Raw genomic sequence first — 19,088 nt, forward strand, 5'->3', positions numbered from 1 at the left:
CCTGGAAGCGACGCGGTCCGCGGGGGACCGTCCACTAGAATCCAGCACTTTTGCGGCCGTCCAAAGATGGCCGCTATGGCCAAAACTGGCGCCGAGTATACCCAGAGCCCCCCTAATTCAAGGTCTGGGAAACCCGCTTCCAGCCCGATTCCCGCTGCGCATCGCCCTCACGAGAGCCTTTCATGTCCGAATCGCGAACCGACACCCCCGCCAAGCCGGCCTACCCCGTCACTGACCGCGTGCAGGAGGCCTTGCGCGTCAGCCTGCGCGGCTGCGAGGAGCTGCTGCCGCAGTCCGACTGGGTGCAGAAGCTCGCCCGCTCGGAGGCTACCGGCACGCCGCTGCGCATCAAGCTGGGTCTGGACCCGACGGCGCCGGACATCCACATCGGCCACACCGTGGTGCTCAACAAGATGCGCCAGCTGCAGGACCTGGGTCATCAGGTGATCTTCCTGATCGGCGACTTCACCTCCATGATCGGCGACCCCTCCGGCCGCAACAGCACCCGCCCGCCGCTGACCAAGGAGCAGATCCAGGCCAATGCCGAGACCTACTACAAGCAGGCCAGCCTGGTGCTGGACCCGGCCCGCACCGAGATCCGCTACAACAGCGAATGGAGCGAGCCCCTGGGTGCCAGCGGCATGATCCAGCTGGCCGCCAAGTACACCGTGGCCCGCATGATGGAGCGCGACGACTTCGCCAAGCGCTTTGCCAGCCAGACGCCCATCTCGGTGCACGAGTTCCTCTACCCGCTGATGCAGGGCTATGACTCCGTCGCGCTGAAGTCCGACCTTGAGCTGGGCGGCACCGACCAGAAGTTCAACCTGCTGATGGGCCGGCACCTGCAGGCCGAGTACGGCCAGGAGCCGCAGTGCATCCTGACCATGCCCCTGCTGGAGGGCCTGGACGGTGTGGACAAGATGTCCAAGTCCAAGAACAACTACGTGGGCATCACGGAACCAGCGAACTCCATGTTCGCCAAGATTCTGTCCATCAGTGACGAGCTGATGTGGAAGTGGTTCAACCTGCTGTCCTTCAAGAGCCTGGACGAAATCGCCGCGCTGAAGAAGGAGATCGAGGGCGGGCGCAATCCGAAGGACGCCAAGGTCATGCTGGCCAAGGAGATCACGGCGCGCTTCCACGACGCCGCCGCCGCCGAGGCCGCCGAGGCCGACTTCAACAACCGCGCCAAGGGGGGCATTCCCGATGACATCCCCGAGGTGAGCCTCAGCGGCGCGCCGCTGGGAATCGCCGCGGTGCTGAAGTCCGCCGGTCTCGTGGCCTCCAACAGCGAAGGCATGCGCATGATCGAGCAGAACGGCGTGCGCATCGACGGCACCGTCATCAGCGACAAGGGCCTGAAGCTCGAGGCCGGCACCGTGGTCGTGCAGGTGGGCAAGCGCAAGTTCGCCAAGGTCACCATCGCCTGAGATCGACCGCACCATGAGAAACGGGAGGCCATCGAGCCTCCCGTTTTGTTGTGCGGTCCCCTCGTCACCGAGGTGGCTTCCGCACAGCCCTTGCAGACTGCCGCCCATCGCGCGGAGGCCGGGGATCCGGCTTTGCCTGGCCTGCGGCCTCGCCCCATTGAGGGGGGGCGAGACGGGGCACAAACGGACCCGTTTGTGCCTGACGAGGGGACAGGCCTCAGGCCTGGCGCGGCCTGCAAGGCCGGCGAGGCCGGTACGGGGTGGTCAAGGCTTCACGGGGCGCGGGTAGGGGCCCGGCTTGGGTTGCACCACCGGCTGCTCCGTCATGCGCTTCTTCAGCTCGGCGATGGCGCGCTCCAGCTGCGCGTCCTGGCCCTTGGCCGTCGCGCGCGGCGGGTTGTCCACCTCGATGTCGGGCGTCACGCCCTTGCCTTCGATGAGGAACTGGCCGTTGATGTCCATCTGGCCGGTCTCGGCGGCGCGCATGATGCCGTTGTCCAGCAGGCGGTTGCGGTCCGAGAGCCAGACGCCCGCGCCCGAGCTGGTCTTGCCGATCACGGGACCGATGCCCAGACGCTTGAAGCCCTCGGAGAAGGTCTCGCCGTCTGAGTAGGTGTCCTCGTTCATCAACACCACGGCGTGGCCGCGGAAGACGTGCTGCATGTTCGGGTAGGGCTTGGCGCCCTCCGGCGAACGGCGCTGCCAGAAGGCCCAGGCGCGGCGCAGCAGCTTCTCGAGGACCCAGCTGTCGATGTTGCCGCCGTTGTTGTAGCGGACGTCGATGATCAGGCCCTCGCGGTCGCTGGCCGCGTAGAACTCGCGGGCGAAGTCGGCGATGTCATTGGGCCCCATGGCGCGCAGGTGCACATAGCCGATGCGGCCCTCACCGGCCTTCTCAACGGCCTTGGCGCGGCTCACGCGCCAGTCGTTGTAGCGCAGCTCGTTGTCGCGTCGTGCAGCCACGGGAACGACGATTTTTTGGATGGCCTTGCCTTCGGCGGTCTTCACGTCCAGCAGCACCTGCTTGCCGGCCTGGCCGCGCAGCAGCTCGAAGACATGCGGCGCCTCGGCGGCCTTGCGGCCGTTGATGGCGGTGATCACGTCGCCGGCCTTCAGGCCCACGCCCGGCGCGGCCAGGGGGCCGGCTTCGCCCGGCAGCTCGGGATCGGCGGCGTAGAGGTGCTCGATGCGCCAGCCCTCGGCCACCTTGGCCAGGCGTGCGCCCAGACCGGCCAGTCCGGGCTCCTCGGGGCCCTGGCGGGTCTCGCCCGGGTTGACCTGGCTGTGCAGGGCGCTGACCTCGCTCACCATCTGCGCCATCAACTCGGCCAGCTCGTAGCGGTCGGTCAGGCGCTCCAGCAGGGGCTCGTACTTGGCGCGCACGGCCTTCCAGTCCACGCCGTGCATGGCCTTGTCGTAGAAGTGGTCGCGGTGCATGCGCCAGGCGTCGCTGAACATCTGCTTCCACTCGGCGCGGGGCTGGGTGGCGATCTGCCAGTCGCTCCAGCGCACCTGGAACTTCCCCGTCTCGGGCGGCAGCTTGGGGGCGGCATCGACGATCAGCACTTCGGGTGCGGCCGGCCCGGTGCCGCGCACCAGCATCAGCTTCTTGCCGTCGGCGCTGAGCTCGTAGCCGCGAACATCGCCAGACAGCACTTCGGCGGGCGCGCCCTGGTTGTCGATGGCGATGCTCTTGAGGCTGGTCTTGCGCTCCAGGTCCTGGTCCAGGAACCACAGGCGTTTGCCGTCGGTGCGCAGCGCGCGGTAGTTGCCGGCCGGCACGGGCAGCTCGTGCAGGCGCTGGGCCAGGCCTTCGGTGACGATGGCGGGCTTGGCCTTGCTGTCGGCCTTGGCATCGGGCTTGGCCTCGGTCTTGGTGTCGGCCTTTGCATCCGTCTTTGCATCGACCTTGGGGTCAGGTTTTGTCTCCGGCTTGGCGTCAGGCTTGGCCTCGGCCTCCAGCTCGTCCTTGGGGGCGAAGGGCGAGCGCAACCCCGGCTGCAGGGCCAGGGCGTAGAGCTTGGTGCGCTTGTCGAAGAAGGGGCCCATATTGCGGTCGCCCCAGGGGCTGCCGTTGCCGGTGGCCTGGAAGTTGCGGTCCGAGGCGAAGTAGAGCCATTTGCCGTCCGGGCTGAAGGCGGGCGAGCTGCTGTCGTAGCGGTCGCTGGTGAGGCGGTGGGTCTTGCCGTCAGCCAGGGTGTAGAGCATCAGCTGCGCACGGTCCGGATTGCGCAGGGGCATCACGAAGGCCAGGGCCTTGCTGTCGCTGCTCCAGGTGAGGTCGCTGGGGTTGCCCTCGAGCTTGTCCTGGCCGATCAGCTGGGTGCTGGGCTGGGGCTGGGCCTTGAGGTCGGTGAGGTAGATCCGGCCTTCCTTGTCGGTGTGCGCGAGGTAGCGGCCGTCCGGCGAGGGCGCCAGGGCCGAGCGCTGGGTGCTGGCGTCATGGGTGATCTGCTGCGGCTTGCCCAGGCCATTGGCGGGGAAGCGCCAGATCTCCTGCTCGTCGCTGAAGTCGCAGATGGCGAAGACGGTCTTGCTGTCGCTGCCGAACTCGCCCTTCTTGCAGGCGCCATCGGCCGGCGTGGCCAGCTCGGCGCGGCGCAGCGGGCCCACGCCCTGGGTGGCCAGGTGGCCGCGCGAGGCCAGCAGCACGCGCTCGCCATTGGGTGCGAAGGCGGTCTCGGTCAGGAAGTCCTGCGGGCGCTTGATCCAGCGGGTGCGCTGCTGGTCGAAATCGCCGCCCAGGCTGATGTCCAGCTTGCGCGGTGCGCCGCCCTGGGCGAGGTCAGCCAGGTAGAGGTCCGCGCCTAGCGCGTAGACCACGCGGCTGCCGTCGATGGAGGCATGGCGGATGTCCCAGCCTTTGTGCTGGGTGTGCTGGCGCAGGTCTCCGCCGCGGGTGTTGACGGACCAGAGGTTGTAGGTCCCGTCGCGGTCCGAGAGGAAGGCCACGCGCTCTTCGCTGCCGACGCGATAGGGCATGGGGCGGCGGTCGTTGCTGCCCTCGGCGATGAAGGGGCGGGCCTCGGCCTCGCTGGACAGATCCAGGGCCCACAGCCGCGCGAGGCCGCCTCCGCGGTACTGGCGGGCGTTGTCGCCGCGCAGGCCGCCGCGGGTGAAGTAGAGGGTCTTGCCGTCGGCGCTCAGGGCGCCGTCGCCGGCCTGGCCCACGGGCAGGGTGCGGCGCTGCAGGGTCTTGGGATCGACGGCGAAGAGCTGGGTGCCCGGGCGGCTGTCCAGTCCTGTGTAGATCACTTCGCCGCTGGCGCTGAAGCCCCAGACGCGCATGCCGCCGCCTTCCCAGGTCAGGCGCTTGGGCACGCCGCCGCTGGAGGGCATCAGGTAGATCTCGGTGCCGCTGTCGTACTGGGCGGTGAAGGCCAGCCACTGGCCGTCAGGCGAGACGGCGGGCTGGGTCTCCTGGCCGTGATGGGAGGTGATGCGCTGGGCCTCGCCGCCTTGTGCGGATACGCGCCAGAGGTCCCCCTCGCCGACGAAATAGACGATGCTGCCCTGCAGGGTGGGCTGGCGGTAGAAGCCGTTCTGGCCGGCCTGGGCGCCGCCTGCAAGGCCGAGTGCCAGCAGTGTGCATGCCAGGGACAGGGGCGCGGGGCGGAAGCGGGATGTTGTTGTCATTGGGTCTCCTCGGTGGGGCCAGGGTGCGGCCAGGATGCCGGGGCGCAGCTTCCAACTCGGCGACGCCCGCAGCGCGCAGGATTGTGTCGCAGCTCGGCGCTTCAGCAGTTCGTCACACCGGCGCTGACATGCCCGGAGGGGACATGGGGCACGGCGCTGTGCACATGGCCGACCTGGTCGTCGAAGAAGAAGTCCGGCTCGAACTCCCGCAGGAAAGCGCCCTTGGGCAGGCCGCCGAGGAACATGGCCTCGTCGACCTCGATCTCCCAGTCCATGAGGGTGCGGATGGCGCGCTCATGGGCAGGGGCGCTGCGGGCCGTTACCAGGGCGGTACGGATTCGCATCCCGGTCTGCGGATGGCGCTGCAGCTCGTGCAGGGCGCGCAGTACGGGCTTGAAGGGGCCGTCGGGCAGTGGGCGCATGACGTGCTGCTGCTCGTGCGCCTGGAAGGCATCCAGGCCCTGGTGCTGGTAGATCAGCTCGGCTTCGTCGGAGAAGAGCACAGCGTCGCCGTCGAAGGCGATGCGCAGTTCCTGCGGGTGGTCTACCGAGGCGCGGGCGGACTGCGGGAACACGCGGGCCGCGGCCACGCCGGCTGCAAGGGCCTGGCGCACGTCCTCCTCGTTGGTTGAGAGAAAGAGCTGGGCGTTCAGGGGCCGCAGATAGCGCCAGGGCGACTGCCCGCGGGTGAAGACGCCGCGCAGGATGGGCAGGCCCAGATGGTGTGCCGAGCGGAATACGCGCATGCCGGAGATGGGGTCGTTGCGCGAGAGCACGACCACCTCGACGCGCTGCAGCTCGGCCGTGTTGAAGCCCAGCAGCTTGCGCACCAGGGAGTAGGCCACCCCGGGCGTGGCCGGGAGGTCCAGGCGCTGCTGCTGCAGCGCCATGTAGGCGCGGTCGTCACCGGCCTCGAAGACTTCGTTTTCCTCCTCGAAGTCGAAGAGGGCGCGCGAGGAGATGGCGATGACGAGCTTGTCGTCCAGGGTGGCGGGCATGGCGGCGATGATAGCCAGCCCGGGCCCGCCCTGCGACGCCTCAATGCATGAAGCCGATGGGCTGCCGTTTTGCAGAACTCGCCGGCAGGTCCTCGCAGAGCACCGTGCCGCGCCCGGCCAGCTTGGCATTGCCGAAGGCCGTCATCCAGGCTCGGCGCATCTCGCGCGGGGCGACCTCGGCCATGCGCTCCAGCACCGGCTCGCTGGGCGCCTCGTCGAAGCGCTTGCCCCAATCGTGCTGGCTGCGTATGCCTTCGTAGAGCCGCCGAGCGATGCGCCGCGCGGCTTCGAAGTCCGGGGCCTGGACCTCGTAGACGTTCACGCGGTTGAGGATGGGCTCCGGAATGCTGCGTGCCTCATTGGCCGTAGCCACCCAGATCACCTGGCTGGCATCCACGGCCACCTCGGCGAACTCGTCGACGAAGCTGCCGGCGGTGTCATGCTCCAGCAGGCTGTAGAGCGAGCCCAGGGGATCGTAGGTGGCCTCGCCGCCGGCCTTGTCGATCTCGTCGATCACCATCACCGGGTTGGCGTAGTCACCGTCCACCAGGGCCTCGAAGACCTTGCCGGGACGAGCGCCTTTCCATTGGCTGGAGGCGCCCGAGAGGACCCAGCCTGCCGTCAGCGAACTCATGGAGACAAAGCCCATGCCCGTGTTCAGCAGCTGCGCCAGCTGGCGGGCGAAGTGCGTCTTGCCGACGCCCGGCGGGCCCAGCAGCAGCAAGGGGGTGATCTCCAGTGCGTCGCCACTGTCGGCGCACAGGGCGATCTGGCGGCGGATGTCGTCCAGCACCTCGTGGAAATTGGGCAGCTCGTCGTAGAGCTTGTCCAGGCTCAGCAGGCCGGAGGGCTTGACCTGGAAGCGGTCCGGGCCCTTTTCCAGCATGCGCTGATAGGTGCTGCGCAGGGGCTCGTGCTCCTGCGGCGGCAGCTTGGCGAGCTTGCGCTCGACGTCCTGGACCTGGTAGACGCTGCGCATCTGCGCGATGGGGATGCGCGCAGGCATGCAGGTGATGGCGTGGCTGCTCATGATGAACTCCATGCGGTCTTGCTGAGTTCATTCAAGCAAAAAGCTGCCGGGCCCGTGCACTGGAGAAAGCCCGGATTTGCCGCGCTGTGTTCAAAACCTCACGGCCCCGCCGCGCCTGCGTTCGCCAGGCGGGGCGTCAATGCACCATGGCGTTCATCTGGATGATGGGTTGCAGCACGGCCAGCACGATCAGCATCACCACGCCACCCATGGCCACGATGAGCAGCGGCTCCAGCAGCGTGGCCATGGCCATGGCACGGCGCTGCACCTCGGCGCTGAGCTGGGTGGCGGCGCGCTGCAGCATGTCAGGCAACTGACCGGTCTGCTCGCCCAGGCGGGCGAACATGGCCAGCAGGCCGGGGAAACGCTTCTTGCCGGCCAGGGCCGGGCCCAGGGGGGCGCCCTCGCGGACCAGTACCAGTGCATCCATGGCGTCCTCCCGCATGGCGGCGTTGGACAGGGTCTCGGCCGCGGCCTGCAGGGCCTTCAGGATGGGCACGCCGCTGCCGGCCAGCATGGCCAGGGTGCCGGCGAAGCGGGCGGCGTTGTAGCCCCGGGCCAGTCGACCCAGCAGGGGCAGGCGCAGCAGGCTGGCATCGAAGCGGATCCGGAATGCGCTTTGCTGCAGGGCCTGGCGCAGGGCCAGCAGGCCGCCGACCAGCAGCAGAGCCACCAGCCAGCCCCAGTGGCGCACGAGGTCGGAGATGGCCAGCACGAAGACCGTCAGCGGCGGGAGTGCCTGCTTGCTGCTGACGAAGACGGCCGCCACCTTGGGCACCACATTGGTCAGCAGGAAGGTGACGATCAGCACGGCGATCACGCAGACCACCAGCGGGTAGGCCATGGCGCCCACGACCTTGGCGCGCAGGGCCTGACGGTCTTCGAGGTCGTCGGCCAGCTTCTCGAGCACACGGCCCAGGGCGCCGCTCTGCTCGCCCGCCGCGACGACGGCACGATAGACCGGATCGAACTCGCGAGGGGCGGTGGCCAGGGCTCGGGCGAAGGCGGCGCCGCCGTTGACCTCTGCGCGCAACTGGGCCACCAGCTCGCGCTGGCGCTCATCCTCGCACTCGTCGGCCAGGGAGGTCAGGGCGCGCTCGATGGGCAGGCCTGCGGCCACCAGGCCAGCCAGTTGCCGCGTCCAGACGGTCAGCGAGGTCTGGTTGAAGACGCGGCGCGCGAACAGCGAGGGCTTGGCCTCGGCACTCTGCTGGGCTACGGCCTCCACGGCCACCGGCACCAGCTTTTGCGCACGCAGCGCGGCGCGCGCGGCGCGCGGGTTGTCGGCCTCGATCAGACCCTTGCTGCTGCGGCCGTCCTCGGCCAGGGCTTCGTACTTGTAGGCGGGCATGCGGCCTCACTCGCGCGTGACGCGCAGCACTTCCTCTTGCGAGGTGATGCCCAGCGCCACCAGGCGCTCGCCATCCTCGCGCATGGTGCGCAGGCCCGCGGCCTGCGCGGCGGCTAGCAACTCGCTCTCGGCGGCGCGGTTGTGGATCAGGTGCTGGACCTGGTCGGTGGCCGTCATCAGTTCGTAGACGCCCGTGCGGCCCTTGTAGCCGCTGTGGCCGCATTCCGGGCAGCCCACGGCTCGGTAGCGGACGGCACCCTCCTCGCCTGCCGGATCCGGCCGCTTGCAATGGGGGCAGAGCTTGCGCACCAGGCGCTGCGCCAGCACGCCCAGCAGCGAGGAGCTCAGCAGGAAGGGCTCCACGCCCATGTCGATCAAGCGGGTGACGGCGCTGGGCGCGTCATTGGTGTGCAAGGTGGCCAGCACCAGGTGACCGGTCAGCGAGGCCTGGATGGCGATCTGTGCGGTCTCGAAGTCACGGATTTCGCCGATCATGATGACGTCCGGATCCTGACGCAGGATGGCCCGCAGGGCCTTGGCGAAGCTGAGGTCGATCTTGGCATTGACCTGGGTCTGCCCCACGCCAGCCAGCTCGTATTCCACCGGGTCCTCGACGGTCAGCACATTGGTGGTGCTGGTGTCCAGGGTCTGCAGGCCGGCGTACAGCGTGGTCGTCTTGCCCGAGCCCGTGGGGCCGGTGACCAGCACGATGCCGTGCGGCTGCTGCAGCAGCCGCTTGAACTCGGTCAGCAGGGCGCCGTCCATGCCCAGGCCTTCGAGGCTGAACTTGGACTCGGACTTGTCCAGCAGGCGCAACACCGCGCGTTCGCCATGGGCAGAGGGCAGGGTCGAGACCCGCACGTCCACCGCACGGCCGCCGATGCGCAGCGAGATGCGACCATCCTGTGGCAGGCGTTTCTCGGCGATGTCCAGCTCGGCCATGATCTTCAGGCGCGAGATCAGCGCCGCATGCAGGGCCCGGTTGGGCTGCACCACCTCACGCAGCGTGCCATCCACGCGGAAGCGCACGGAGCTGGCGCGCTCGTAGGGCTCGATGTGGATGTCGCTGGCGCCATCCTTGGCGGCCTGGGTCAGCAGGGCGTTGAGCATGCGGATGATGGGGGCGTCGTTGGCCGCCTCCAGCAGGTCTTCCACGGCGGGCAGGTCCTGCATCATGCGCGAGAGGTCCACGGCACTCTCGACCTCGCCGACCACCGTGGCCGCACTGCTTTCCGCGCCCGCATAGGCATTGCTGATGCGCTCGGCCAGCAGGGCCTGGGGCTGGGACTCCAGGCGGTCCACCTGGTAGAGGCGCTGCACCTCGGACAGGGTGGCGAGACTCACCTCGGGCGCAGCCCAGAGGGTCAGGTGCTGGCCGTCGTCTTCCAGCAGCACCGTGTGGCTGCGGGCGAAGGCATAGGGCAGGGGGTGACGGCTGGCCATGGCGTCAGTTCTTGCTGGGGCCCAGGGGCCGGCCGGACTTCTTCTCGTCGGCGCCGGGCAGCACCGGCGCGCCGGTGTCGGGCAGGGCGAACTTGGACTGGGGCTGGCCGGACTGCTGCAGGCCGCGGATGAATTCGTAGCGGTCCAGGGTCAGCTCGTCGGCCGACTTCTGGTCACGCATGATCACGGGGCGCAGGAACACCATGAGATTGGTCTTCACGCGGCTGCGGCCGGTGTTCTTGAACAGGTTGCCGATGATGGGGATGCTGCCCAGGCCGGGCACGCGGCCCTCGCTGTCGGCGAACTCGTCCTTCAGCAGGCCGCCCAGCACGATGATCTCGCCGTTGTCCACCGACACGGTGGTCTCGATGGAACTCTTCTCGGTGGCCGGGCCGCTGGTGTCGGCCTTGGTGGTCGGGTCGATGGAGGAGTTCTCCTGGTAGACCGTCATGCGCACCGTGCCGCCTTCGCCGATCTGGCTGCGGATGCGCAGCGTGATGCCCACGTCCTTGCGGTCGAAGGTCTGGAAGGGGTTGACCGTGCCGGAGCTGCTGCCGGTGTTGGTGAAGGAGCCGGTCACGAAGGGCACGTTGCGGCCGACGACGATCTTGGCCTCTTCGTTGTCCAGCGCAACCAGATTGGGCGTGGACAGCACATTGGCGCCGGCCTCGGTCTCCAGGAAGTTGGCGATGGCGCCCAGGGTGTACTTGTCACCGATCTTCTTCAGCAAGCCGAAGTTCAGGCCGGCCGGCGCGTCCTTGACGGCGCCAGCGAGCGTCGCCGAACCGCCGTAGAGCGCGGCCGAGCCCTGGATGATGTTGCCGGCACCTGTGCCGAAGTTGGTGCCCAGGCCCGGCAGGGTGCTGTCGCCCTTGTTGCCGAAGAGGTTCTGCCATTGCACGCCGAAAGCACCGGTCTTGGACGCGTCGACCTTGACGATCAGGGTCTCGACATAGACCTGGGCCCGACGGCCATCGAGCTGGTCGATGACATTGCGGATCTGGCGGTAGAGTGGGTCCGGCGCGGTGATGATCAGCGCGTTGGTGGCCGGGTCTGCCTGCACGAAGCCGCCGGTGGAGGGGCTGGGTGAGGCCGAGACGGGCTGGGTGGATGCAGGCGACATGCCCGAGTTGCTGCTGCTGTTGCCGCCCAGGCTGCTGCCGGATTGCGCCGGGCTGTTGCCACTGCTGCTGGTATTGCCGAAACCGCCCAGGCCGGTACCGCCTGGCGCGGTGCCGCTGCTGCTGGCGCCAGAGGCGCTGCCGCCCGCGCCGAAGGCGGCGCGCAGCACGGTGGCCAGCTTGGTGGCATCGGCGTTCTTCAGGTAGACCACGCGGATGTTGCCCGTGCTATCGCTGCCCGGCACGTCCAGCTTGGCGACGATGCTGCGCACAGCGGCCAGCTTGGCGGCATTCGGGGCTCGCACGATCAGTGAGTTGCTGCGCGGGTCTGCCACCACGCTGGCACTGCCGCCGCTGGAGAGGGCCGGCTGGTTGGGCACGGCCATGGCCCCACCGCCATCGGCCAGACGGGCCACCAGGGCGGCCATGTCCGAGGCCACGCTGTGCTTCAGGGGGATGATCTCCAGGTCTGTCGAGGCCGGCGTGTCCATGGCCGCGATGATCTTGGCGATGCGCTGCAGGTTGTCGGCGTAGTCCGTCACCACCAGGGTGTTGTTGCCGGGGTTGGCCTGCACCGTGTTGTTGGGGCTGATCAGGGGACGCAGCACCGGCACGAGGTTGTTGGCCTGCTCGTAGTTGAGGCGGTAGACCTGGGTCAGGATCTGGTCGCCACGTGGCGCGCCGCTGTCCACGATCACCGCACTGCTCTGCAGCTTGGCATCGGCCTCTGGCAGCACCTTCAGCAGGCCGCCGCTTTCCACCACCGTGAAGCCCAGCCCGCGCAGGCCGGCGAGGTAGTTCAGATAGGCCTCATGGACCGACAGCGGCTGCTCGCTGTAGAGCGTGATGGTGCCCTTGACGCGGGGGTCGATGACGAACTGCTTGTCCATCATCACGCCGATGGCGCGGGTCACGGCCTCGATGTCGGCATTGACGAAGTTGAGGGTGACGGGGGTCTGGGCCTTGACGGCGGCACCGGGCTTCTTGGCCTTGTGGCCGCCCGCGGCGGGCTGCGTCGGGGCCGGAGGCTGCGCCAGGGCCAGCGTGGAGTGCGAGGCGAGGGCAGCCAGGGCCAGGGTCAGGACGCTGAGGCGGGGACGCGTGTTCATGCTCATCCGATCGTGATGACGGAGCGCGCGCCTTGGCGCCGCCCGATGATGTTCAGGAGATTGTTGAGGGCCGTTTCGCGGCCGGGGGCGGCAGTGGCCTCGCCCTGGAACTGCAGGCGTTGGCCCCCACCGGCACGGCCCTGGCCCTGCAGCAGCAGGGCGCCGTCCAGGGTCTGCAGCGCGATGCGGGTCTGCCCTGGCTGCCCAGCGTCGCCTTGCAGGCTGAGCTTGTAGCTGCCCAGGGGCGCCAGCGTGGAGACTCGTGAGCCGATGTTGACCAGTTCGAAATCCAGCTGGCCCTGCTGCTGCCAGTGGCCTCGTTGGTACTCCAGGCTCAACTGCCGTGCACTGAGCCGCAGCGAGCCGGACAGCTGCAGCGTGTTCCAGGGCGTGCCCAGGCCACCGAGCCAGGCGGCCGGCACGCGGGCCAGCCACTGGTCCTGAGCGGGAAGGTCCACGCGCAGACGGCCCCAACCGGGCTGCAGGCGCAGGGAGAGGGTGTCGTTGATGCAGCAGTCCTGGCGCAGGCGCAGCACAGGCTGCCAACCATCGAAACCGATGGACCAGGCCAGTCGGCCGGGCAGGCTGGCGGCATCGCGGCTGCCGGGCCCGCCCTGAAGCACCAGCACGCCGGAGCCTTTCCATACGCTGCCCTGCGCGTCGGCCAGCAGCAGGTGCTCGCCGCTGGATTGGGCCAGGCCCTGGGCCAGCCAGCGGGCCGGCGCACAGGAGACCAGGCCTGCCAGACAGCCCAGCAGCAAGCCGCCCAGCGCCCAGCGCCGCGGGCGCCGCGCCTCTGTGCCGGGGAGCTTGCGCAGAGCGCGTCTGGTCATGGGGCGGCTCCGCCGTCCAGGGCCAGCACGATCACACCGTTGTAGCCGCTGGGGCTGCGCTGCATCTGCGCCTCCACGGTGCGGGCGCGTGCGGCGCTCCGGGCTTCGGCCAGCCAGTTCTGCAGCTGTTCGGGGCTGATGTTGCGCAACTGCAGGGTGGCACGATCGCCGCTGACCTGCAGCTGTGCGCTACCGCCCAGGCGTTCGGTGGAGGCCTTGAGCGCTTGCTCGGCCTGCGCGGGAGGCACGGGCGGCAGGTCCTTCAAGGCCTGGCTCTCCTGGGCCAGGCGGCGCATCTGCTGCAGCTGCTCTTCGGCCTGGGCCAGGCGTGGGGGCGTCTCGCGCAGGGTTCGCAAGGCAGGCTGCAAGGCCATCAGCCACAGCAGCAGGGCAGCCAGGGCGATGCCGGCCAGCAGCAGCGCCGAGCGTTCACGGGGCTGCAGGGCCTGCCAGCGTTGCTGCAGGAGCTGGAGTTGGGGAGGAAGGGGGCGTCGGGTCGGGGCGTCCATGGGTCTGTTCCGTGCCAAGGGTTCAGCCGCCCGAAGCCTGGCTGCGCTGGCGGCTGATCTGCAACTGGCCATTCTGCTTGTCCAGGGCCCAGCCCTCGCTGGCCAACTGGCGCTTGAAGGCGTCGATCTGGGCCGGGTTCCAGCTGGTGGCGGGGAAGGCCAGCCGGCCATCCTCGAATTTCAGGGCCTCGGCCGGCGGCATGTCCGCTGGCCAGGCGGTGGCTGCGGCGCTCAGCAGGGCCTCGAAGTCCCGTTCGCCGATCAGTCCGGCGCGCGCTCGCAGGGCATCGGCGGCTTGACGCATCTGCTGGGGCGCGTCATGGACCACGCGGGTCGCCGGGAAGCTGTTCATCAGCAGGCTGCTCATTACTGCCTGGGCCTCACGGAGCCGGCTCTTTTGCTGCCAGGCCTGCACATTGAGGGCAAGCACCTGGACCAGCACCAGGCCGACCAGACCCAGCCGCGCCGGCCGCCAGGCTGGGGTCATGAGCTGGCGACCCCACTGGCGCAGGGCCTGGAGGCCGCGCGTGCGGGGCACCAGCTCGAACTGGCGCAGGTTCCAGGGGCCTTGCAGGGCCTGCAGGGCGCGCTGCCCGGAGGCCTGCACGCTCACCGGGTGCCCCACCCAGCGCTCGGCTGCCTGGACGGCGTCAGGCGAGGCCGTCCAGGCCAGTTCAGCCAGACCGGGGCCCAGCAGCTGGCGCGCGAGCGGACCGTCCAAGGGCAGCGTGCTCACGCCGCGCGCGTCGCTGAGGACCAGGCTCAGGGCGTGATCCTGTGCCTCTGCGTCGCCCTGCCGGTCCAGCACATGGGCACGGGCCGCCTCGCCTGGCCAGCTCAGCGGCAGCACGCGCTCGACCATGCGCCCCGCCTGCTCCAGGGCATCGAGAGGGCCTTGCAGCCAGCTCCTGTGGCAGACGCAGACCCAGCTTCGGCCCTCCTCGTCAGCCTGCGGCGCAATGGCAAAGTGCAGCTGTTCCGGATCTTCCAGCAGTTGCTCTTCCAGCAGACCTCCCAGTGCCGCCTGCAGCTTGCCGCGCTGTGCCTTGGGCAGCTTCAGCAGATGCCAGCTCAGTTCGCCGTCCGGGACCACGGCCATGCAGACCGATGCGGCGGGGAGCTCGGCGGGCCGGGCGCGGCCCTGGGCCGTCACGCCGCGGCCGTCCGCACTCAGCAGGAACTCGAATTCCATAGGCTCGGCGCCCTGCCCGGCTCGCGGGGGCGCGTCACTGTGCGCAGCGCGACCCAGGCGGGGGCGCGGCGGCAGAAGGATCAGCAGGGTCGAACTCATGGTCTCTCTTGAAAGGCGGCCATTCTAGGAGTGCGGCAGCCCGGGGACTTTGGGGGCGGGCGCGGCCCGCACGCGGGCGTCCGTGCCGCTCCTGGTCCTCCGGCTCGGCGCTCGCACGCGCATTCTGGCGAAGCTAGGGCGCTTGCAACATCAGGTTTACACGCTCCCTTGCAACAACACGCATCTCCAGGCCATTGCGCCAGACCAGTGAGCGCTCTTGCAGCACCCGCTCGTCCAGCCGCAGGGTGCCGGTGATGAAGAAATAGGTGGAGGCTACCCCGGCGCGGGCCTCGTCGGGGGGGACCCCTTGCGGCAAATAGCGCTGGATATCGGTCTGCGTCTTCAGTGGCTGGTTGATGCGATCGCGCACGATGCGCTCGGCGCTGCCCAGGTCCATGCCTTCGAACAGCGCGGCGATCACCTCGCGCGGCGCGGTGTTGAGGTTCACCGGCGTCCTTTGCGGAAGCAGCGTCACAAAGGGTTTGAGGCGCTTGACCACATCGGCGGACACGCCCAGCCAGCTGAGCTCGTCCACGGTGCGCGGCATCAGCGGCGCCTGGCTCTTGTCCTCGATCTGCCCGGCAGCGGCGCGGAGCTGCTTCGTCAGCAACTGGGCGGTGCTGGAAGGCACGCCTGCGCTGTCGCAAAGCCTTTGCAGGGTCCTCAGCTCGGCCGCAGGGACCTGCTCGCCCACCGTCAGGTTGCGCAGGTTGTAGAGGGCCTGGGCATCGCTGAGCTGGCCCGACAGGAAGGCCTCCGGGCCGTCGGCTGTTTCGTCGCCGGGGGCCTTCTTGCCCTCCTGGTCTGCGGCCAGGAAGGTGGACAGGCGGGCTTCCGCCAGGGGGACGGCCCAGACTTCGCCCAGGTGGTCGACGGCCTCGCGCTGGTTGGCTCGCGCGTCTTCGCGCAGGATCAGCCGCGCCCAGTCCAGAGCACCTTGCAGGATCCAGGCGGACTGGGCCCGGGCCCGGTCTGCGGCCTCGATCTGCACGGCGCGGTATTGGCGCCAGATCATGGCGGCAGCCAGGCTGGTCACCAGGGTTACCAGCAGCAGGGCGGTCAACAGCGCGGCTCCGCGCTGTCGTGGGCTTCGCAGGAATTCGCGGCGACTCATGACTGCGGCCCCAGCATGATCTGCCGCAGCAGCGGGCCGCCGTAGCCCTGGCCTTCCTGGAACTGCAGCTGCATCCGCACGCCGGTCGGCAGCTTCTTGCGGGAGGGGGCGTTGGGGTTCTTGTCCTTGTCGGTGCCGGCACTCGTCCCGTTGCCGCTGTTTTGCCCAGAGGCGCTGCCCGAGCCTGTTGCCGTGCCTGCATTGGCCGCGGTGCTGCCGGAGCCGCCCTTGCTGGCGCTACTGGCGGGCGGCTGGGCGCCGTCCTTCTCCGCGCTTTCCATGTCGTCGGCCGACTGGGCGTTGCTCCAGCTGTTGTTGCGATAGAAGTACATCTGCCAGCCCTGCACGCCGTCCAGGGCCTTCAGCCGCCTGCCATCCAGCACCAGGGCCTGCTGGCTCTGGGCCCAGGCGGCCTGCAATTCGCCGCGCGTGCGGGCGACGCGTGACTCCCAGCGGTAGAGGCTGCCCTCGCGAACGCCCCAGGCCACCAGCTGCAGCCCGTCGGGGCGATGGCGGGTGATGCGCAGGGTAGCGCCGTCGAAGCTGAGGGCATCAACGCCGCTGTCACGCCCTTCCTCCAGTTGCAGCAGGTCTTGCTCCCATTGGGCCAGCACGGTCTGAAGGCGTGCGGTGGTCTCCAGATTGGCCTGGGCAATCTCGCGCGTGCGCAGCATTGCCTCGATGCCACGCCAGCCCATCAGCGTCATGACGGACAACACGACCAGGGCGACCATCACCTCTATCAGGGTGAAGCCGGGCGCAGGGCGTCGGCGAGCATGCATCAGTTGCGTCCCATGATGGTGGTGATGCTCAGCAGGCCCTGGCCCTGCTCGTCTCGCATCTGCGTGTCGACGCGGCGGAAATTGGGGTTGGGGGTCGGCCGCACCTGCATGTGCCCCGTGAAATTCCGGCCCAGTTGCTGGCATTGGAAGTCGCTCTCGCCGATGTCCGGGAACTGGCCCGACAGGCGCAGTTCGGCCAACTGGTTCTCGGCACACCACTGGGCGGACGTCATCTGCGCCAGCCGGCCCGCATGGTTGCTCAGGGCAGCCGCGGCCTTGATCCCGGCAGCCAGCGTGATGGCGACGATGGCCAGCGCGACCAGGGCCTCGATCAGGGTGAAGCCGCGTGCGTCGCGGCATGCCATTGCCGGGCGCTTCATCAGGGCTCCTGGGTGGCGGGCTGCACGGTGAAAGGAGCCAGGCCGTCACTGCTGACGCGTACGGTGTAGGCCCCATGGCGCAGGCGCAGGGCCTGGGCAGGGATCAGGGGCTCGGGTCCGAGCAGCAGGCTGGGCGCGCCCTCGACCTCGGCATGCATGTCCTCACCCAGCCACTGTCGCGGCAGCTGGATGCGTTCGGGCAGTCCTTCGAAACGAAAGCCGCTGCCGCTGGCGTCCTCGACCGGTCGCCAGCGCACGGGAATGCCAGCCACGCGCGCTTCGGCCCGCGCAGATTCCAGCAGGGCCGCGAGACGCTCGGCCTCTCGCTCCAGCTGGGTCTGGCTGCTGTCACGCAGGGCCAGGGTGACGGAGACGGAGGCGATGGCAACGATGACCATCACCACCAGCACCTCGATCATGGTGAAGCCGCGCTGGCGGCTGGTGTGCATGCGAAAGGCCTGTGGGCGGCTTACTGCCAGGAACCGACGTCGGCGTCGTCGCCTTCGCCGCCGGGCTTGTGGTCAGCGCCATAGCTGAAGACGTCGATCTCGCCCTTCACGCCGGGGTTGGCGTACTGGTAGTCACCGCCCCAGGGATCCTTGGGCAGCTTTTCGATATAGGTTTTCCAGTTGCTCGGGGCAGGGCCGCTGCTAGGCTTCTGCACCAGGGCGCTCAGACCCTGCTCTGCCGTGGGATAGCGGCCGTTGTCGAGCTTGTAAAGCTTCAGGGCCTGCATGATGGCGCTGATGTCGGAGCGAGCGGCCGTGGTCTTGGCCTGCCCCACACGATCCATCACCGAGGGCCCGATCATCGCGGCCAGCACGCCGATGATGACCAGCACCACCATGATTTCGATCAGGGTAAAGCCGCGCACCAGGCCGGCACGGGAAGAACGGACGCGAAGAGATTGCATGACGTCAGGAGCCACAAAGAATTGGACGAAGCCGCACGGGCATGGTTTACCCGAGGGCCATGGCGGCACTACAGCGCTGAATCATAATCGCCGCATGATTGCTCGATTGAGTGCCTTTCTTGTCTGGGCCTTGCTGGGCCTGGCCATCGTCTATTGGGGTATGGCTCTGGGCTTGCGCTCGCCCTCAGCGCCGGCCCAGACGGTGGCAGTTGCCGATGCCGCGGCCCCGCGCTCCGACCTCAGCCGCCTGCTGGGATCCACGCCAGTTCAGGGCGAGGCTGCGCCCACGCCGGACGAGTCTCGGTTCAAGCTGCTGGGCCTGGTGGCGCCCAGGCGGGTGGATGGCCATGAGCAGGAGGGCGTGGCCTTGATCTCCGTGGACGGCGGGCCTGCGCGCACCGTGCGGGTGGGGGCGCTGGTGGACGGTGAGCGCCAGCTGCTGGCCATCAGCGGCAACACGGTCAGCATTGGCCGCCCGGGCCTGCCGAGCTTGACCTTGACCCTGGCGCCGTTGCTGCCGGCACAGGGCGTGCCGGTGAACACGCAGCCGCCGGCCACCTACGCCTTGTCTGCCCCGATGGCAGCGGCCGCAGCACCCTTGGCCCCGCCCATGGGAGGGCTTCAGGATCCCGGCGCCATCCCAGGCGTCATGCCCACGGCAACGCTGCCGCCGCCCCGGCCGCCGACTGCGTTGCCGAACCAGCCCAATCAGGTGCCGCCTACGCAGCCGGCACCCAACAGCCTGCCCCTGCGCTGAACCAAGGGCCGCCTCGGGCGGCCTTTTTCTTGGGGTTGACCCGTCCTGCCCAGCGTTGACACATTTGCACCCGAGAGAGGGCAGATGTGATGGATACAGGGATCAAGCGCACCCAGCGCGACTACACGATGGCCTTTAAGTTGGCGGTGGTCGAGCAGGTGGAAAAGGGCGAGCTGACGTACAGGCAGGCCCAGGACAAGTACGGCATTCAGGGTCGATCGACCGTTTTGAAGTGGCTGCGCAAGCACGGTCGCCAAGGCTGGGGACGTGCGGCATCATCGGCGGCTATGCCCATCGATAAAGATCCGAGTCCGCTTACGCCGGAGCAGCAAATCAAGGCGCTGCAGGTGCAGCTGAAGCAGGCCGAACAGAAAGCCCAGTTCTTCGAAGC

17 protein-coding genes are annotated in these 19,088 nt (G+C 68.8%); 3 read left to right on the forward strand and 14 right to left on the reverse strand.

What is annotated here, in order from left to right; all coding sequences use genetic code 11:
* The first annotated feature begins 182 nt into the window (after window positions 1–182).
* Entirely contained in the window at window positions 183–1,430 is a 1,248-nt protein-coding gene (gene tyrS, locus ACS5PK_RS04940) for a tyrosine--tRNA ligase (RefSeq protein WP_439439139.1), read from the forward strand.
* A gap of 264 nt (window positions 1,431–1,694) precedes the next feature.
* Here tyrS and ACS5PK_RS04945 read toward each other — a convergent pair whose 3' ends face one another.
* The 14 genes from ACS5PK_RS04945 to gspG form a co-directional block, all read right to left on the reverse strand.
* Window positions 1,695–5,066, reverse strand: coding sequence for a S41 family peptidase (locus tag ACS5PK_RS04945; RefSeq protein ID WP_439439140.1), 3,372 nt, complete (start codon window positions 5,064–5,066; stop codon window positions 1,695–1,697).
* Window positions 5,067–5,167: 101 nt separating this feature from the next.
* Complete coding sequence (locus ACS5PK_RS04950) at window positions 5,168–6,064, reverse strand: 5'-nucleotidase (RefSeq protein ID WP_439439141.1); 897 nt, start codon at window positions 6,062–6,064, stop codon at window positions 5,168–5,170.
* Window positions 6,065–6,104: 40 nt separating this feature from the next.
* Entirely contained in the window at window positions 6,105–7,094 is a 990-nt protein-coding gene (locus ACS5PK_RS04955; RefSeq protein WP_439439142.1) for an AAA family ATPase, read from the reverse strand.
* A 136-nt stretch (window positions 7,095–7,230) separates the two neighbouring features.
* Window positions 7,231–8,445 carry a type II secretion system inner membrane protein GspF gene (gene gspF, locus ACS5PK_RS04960; RefSeq protein WP_439439143.1) on the reverse strand — a complete coding sequence of 405 codons (1,215 nt, stop codon included), beginning with the start codon at window positions 8,443–8,445 and terminating at the stop codon, window positions 7,231–7,233.
* A 6-nt stretch (window positions 8,446–8,451) separates the two neighbouring features.
* Window positions 8,452–9,888 carry a type II secretion system ATPase GspE gene (gene gspE, locus ACS5PK_RS04965; RefSeq protein ID WP_439439144.1) on the reverse strand — a complete coding sequence of 479 codons (1,437 nt, stop codon included), beginning with the start codon at window positions 9,886–9,888 and terminating at the stop codon, window positions 8,452–8,454.
* 4 nt (window positions 9,889–9,892) lie between these two features.
* Window positions 9,893–12,118 (reverse strand): type II secretion system secretin GspD, encoded by a 2,226-nt coding sequence (gene gspD, locus ACS5PK_RS04970; RefSeq protein WP_439439145.1) that lies wholly within the window; start codon window positions 12,116–12,118, stop codon window positions 9,893–9,895.
* 2 nt (window positions 12,119–12,120) lie between these two features.
* Window positions 12,121–12,951 carry a type II secretion system protein N gene (gspN, locus tag ACS5PK_RS04975; RefSeq protein ID WP_439439146.1) on the reverse strand — a complete coding sequence of 277 codons (831 nt, stop codon included), beginning with the start codon at window positions 12,949–12,951 and terminating at the stop codon, window positions 12,121–12,123.
* Window positions 12,948–13,460 (reverse strand): type II secretion system protein GspM, encoded by a 513-nt coding sequence (gspM, locus tag ACS5PK_RS04980; RefSeq protein WP_439439147.1) that lies wholly within the window; start codon window positions 13,458–13,460, stop codon window positions 12,948–12,950. The genes gspN and gspM overlap by 4 nt, the downstream gene beginning before the upstream one ends.
* A 22-nt stretch (window positions 13,461–13,482) precedes the next feature.
* Window positions 13,483–14,751: a type II secretion system protein GspL gene (gspL, locus tag ACS5PK_RS04985; protein WP_439439148.1), complete on the reverse strand. Its 1,269-nt coding sequence runs from the start codon at window positions 14,749–14,751 to the stop codon at window positions 13,483–13,485.
* 133 nt (window positions 14,752–14,884) lie between these two features.
* On the reverse strand, window positions 14,885–15,865 hold the full coding sequence (gene gspK / locus ACS5PK_RS04990) for a type II secretion system minor pseudopilin GspK (protein ID WP_439439149.1): 981 nt from the start codon (window positions 15,863–15,865) through the stop codon (window positions 14,885–14,887).
* A complete protein-coding gene (locus ACS5PK_RS04995) occupies window positions 15,862–16,647 on the reverse strand; it encodes a PulJ/GspJ family protein (protein WP_439439150.1) in 786 nt (261 codons plus the stop codon). Before ACS5PK_RS04995 ends, gspK begins: the two co-directional genes overlap by 4 nt.
* A complete protein-coding gene (gene gspI / locus ACS5PK_RS05000) occupies window positions 16,647–17,027 on the reverse strand; it encodes a type II secretion system minor pseudopilin GspI (RefSeq protein WP_439439151.1) in 381 nt (126 codons plus the stop codon). Before gspI ends, ACS5PK_RS04995 begins: the two co-directional genes overlap by 1 nt.
* Window positions 17,027–17,476, reverse strand: a complete 450-nt coding sequence (locus ACS5PK_RS05005; protein WP_439439152.1) for a GspH/FimT family pseudopilin — start codon at window positions 17,474–17,476, stop codon at window positions 17,027–17,029. Before ACS5PK_RS05005 ends, gspI begins: the two co-directional genes overlap by 1 nt.
* Window positions 17,477–17,496: 20 nt before the next feature.
* Window positions 17,497–17,940, reverse strand: coding sequence for a type II secretion system major pseudopilin GspG (gene gspG, locus ACS5PK_RS05010; protein ID WP_439439153.1), 444 nt, complete (start codon window positions 17,938–17,940; stop codon window positions 17,497–17,499).
* Between the two features lie 94 nt (window positions 17,941–18,034).
* Here gspG and ACS5PK_RS05015 point away from each other — a divergent pair, with 94 nt between their 5' ends.
* The gene (locus ACS5PK_RS05015) at window positions 18,035–18,697 is read left to right on the forward strand and encodes a hypothetical protein (protein WP_439439154.1); all 663 of its coding nucleotides are present in this window, start codon (window positions 18,035–18,037) and stop codon (window positions 18,695–18,697) included.
* 89 nt (window positions 18,698–18,786) lie between these two features.
* Window positions 18,787–19,088 (forward strand): helix-turn-helix domain-containing protein (locus ACS5PK_RS05020; RefSeq protein ID WP_439439155.1); only part of this gene is annotated, 302 nt, incomplete at its 3' end.

Source organism: Roseateles sp. DB2 (assembly GCF_051857535.1).
In the GTDB taxonomy this organism is placed as follows: Bacteria; Pseudomonadota; Gammaproteobacteria; order Burkholderiales; family Burkholderiaceae_C; genus Roseateles_B.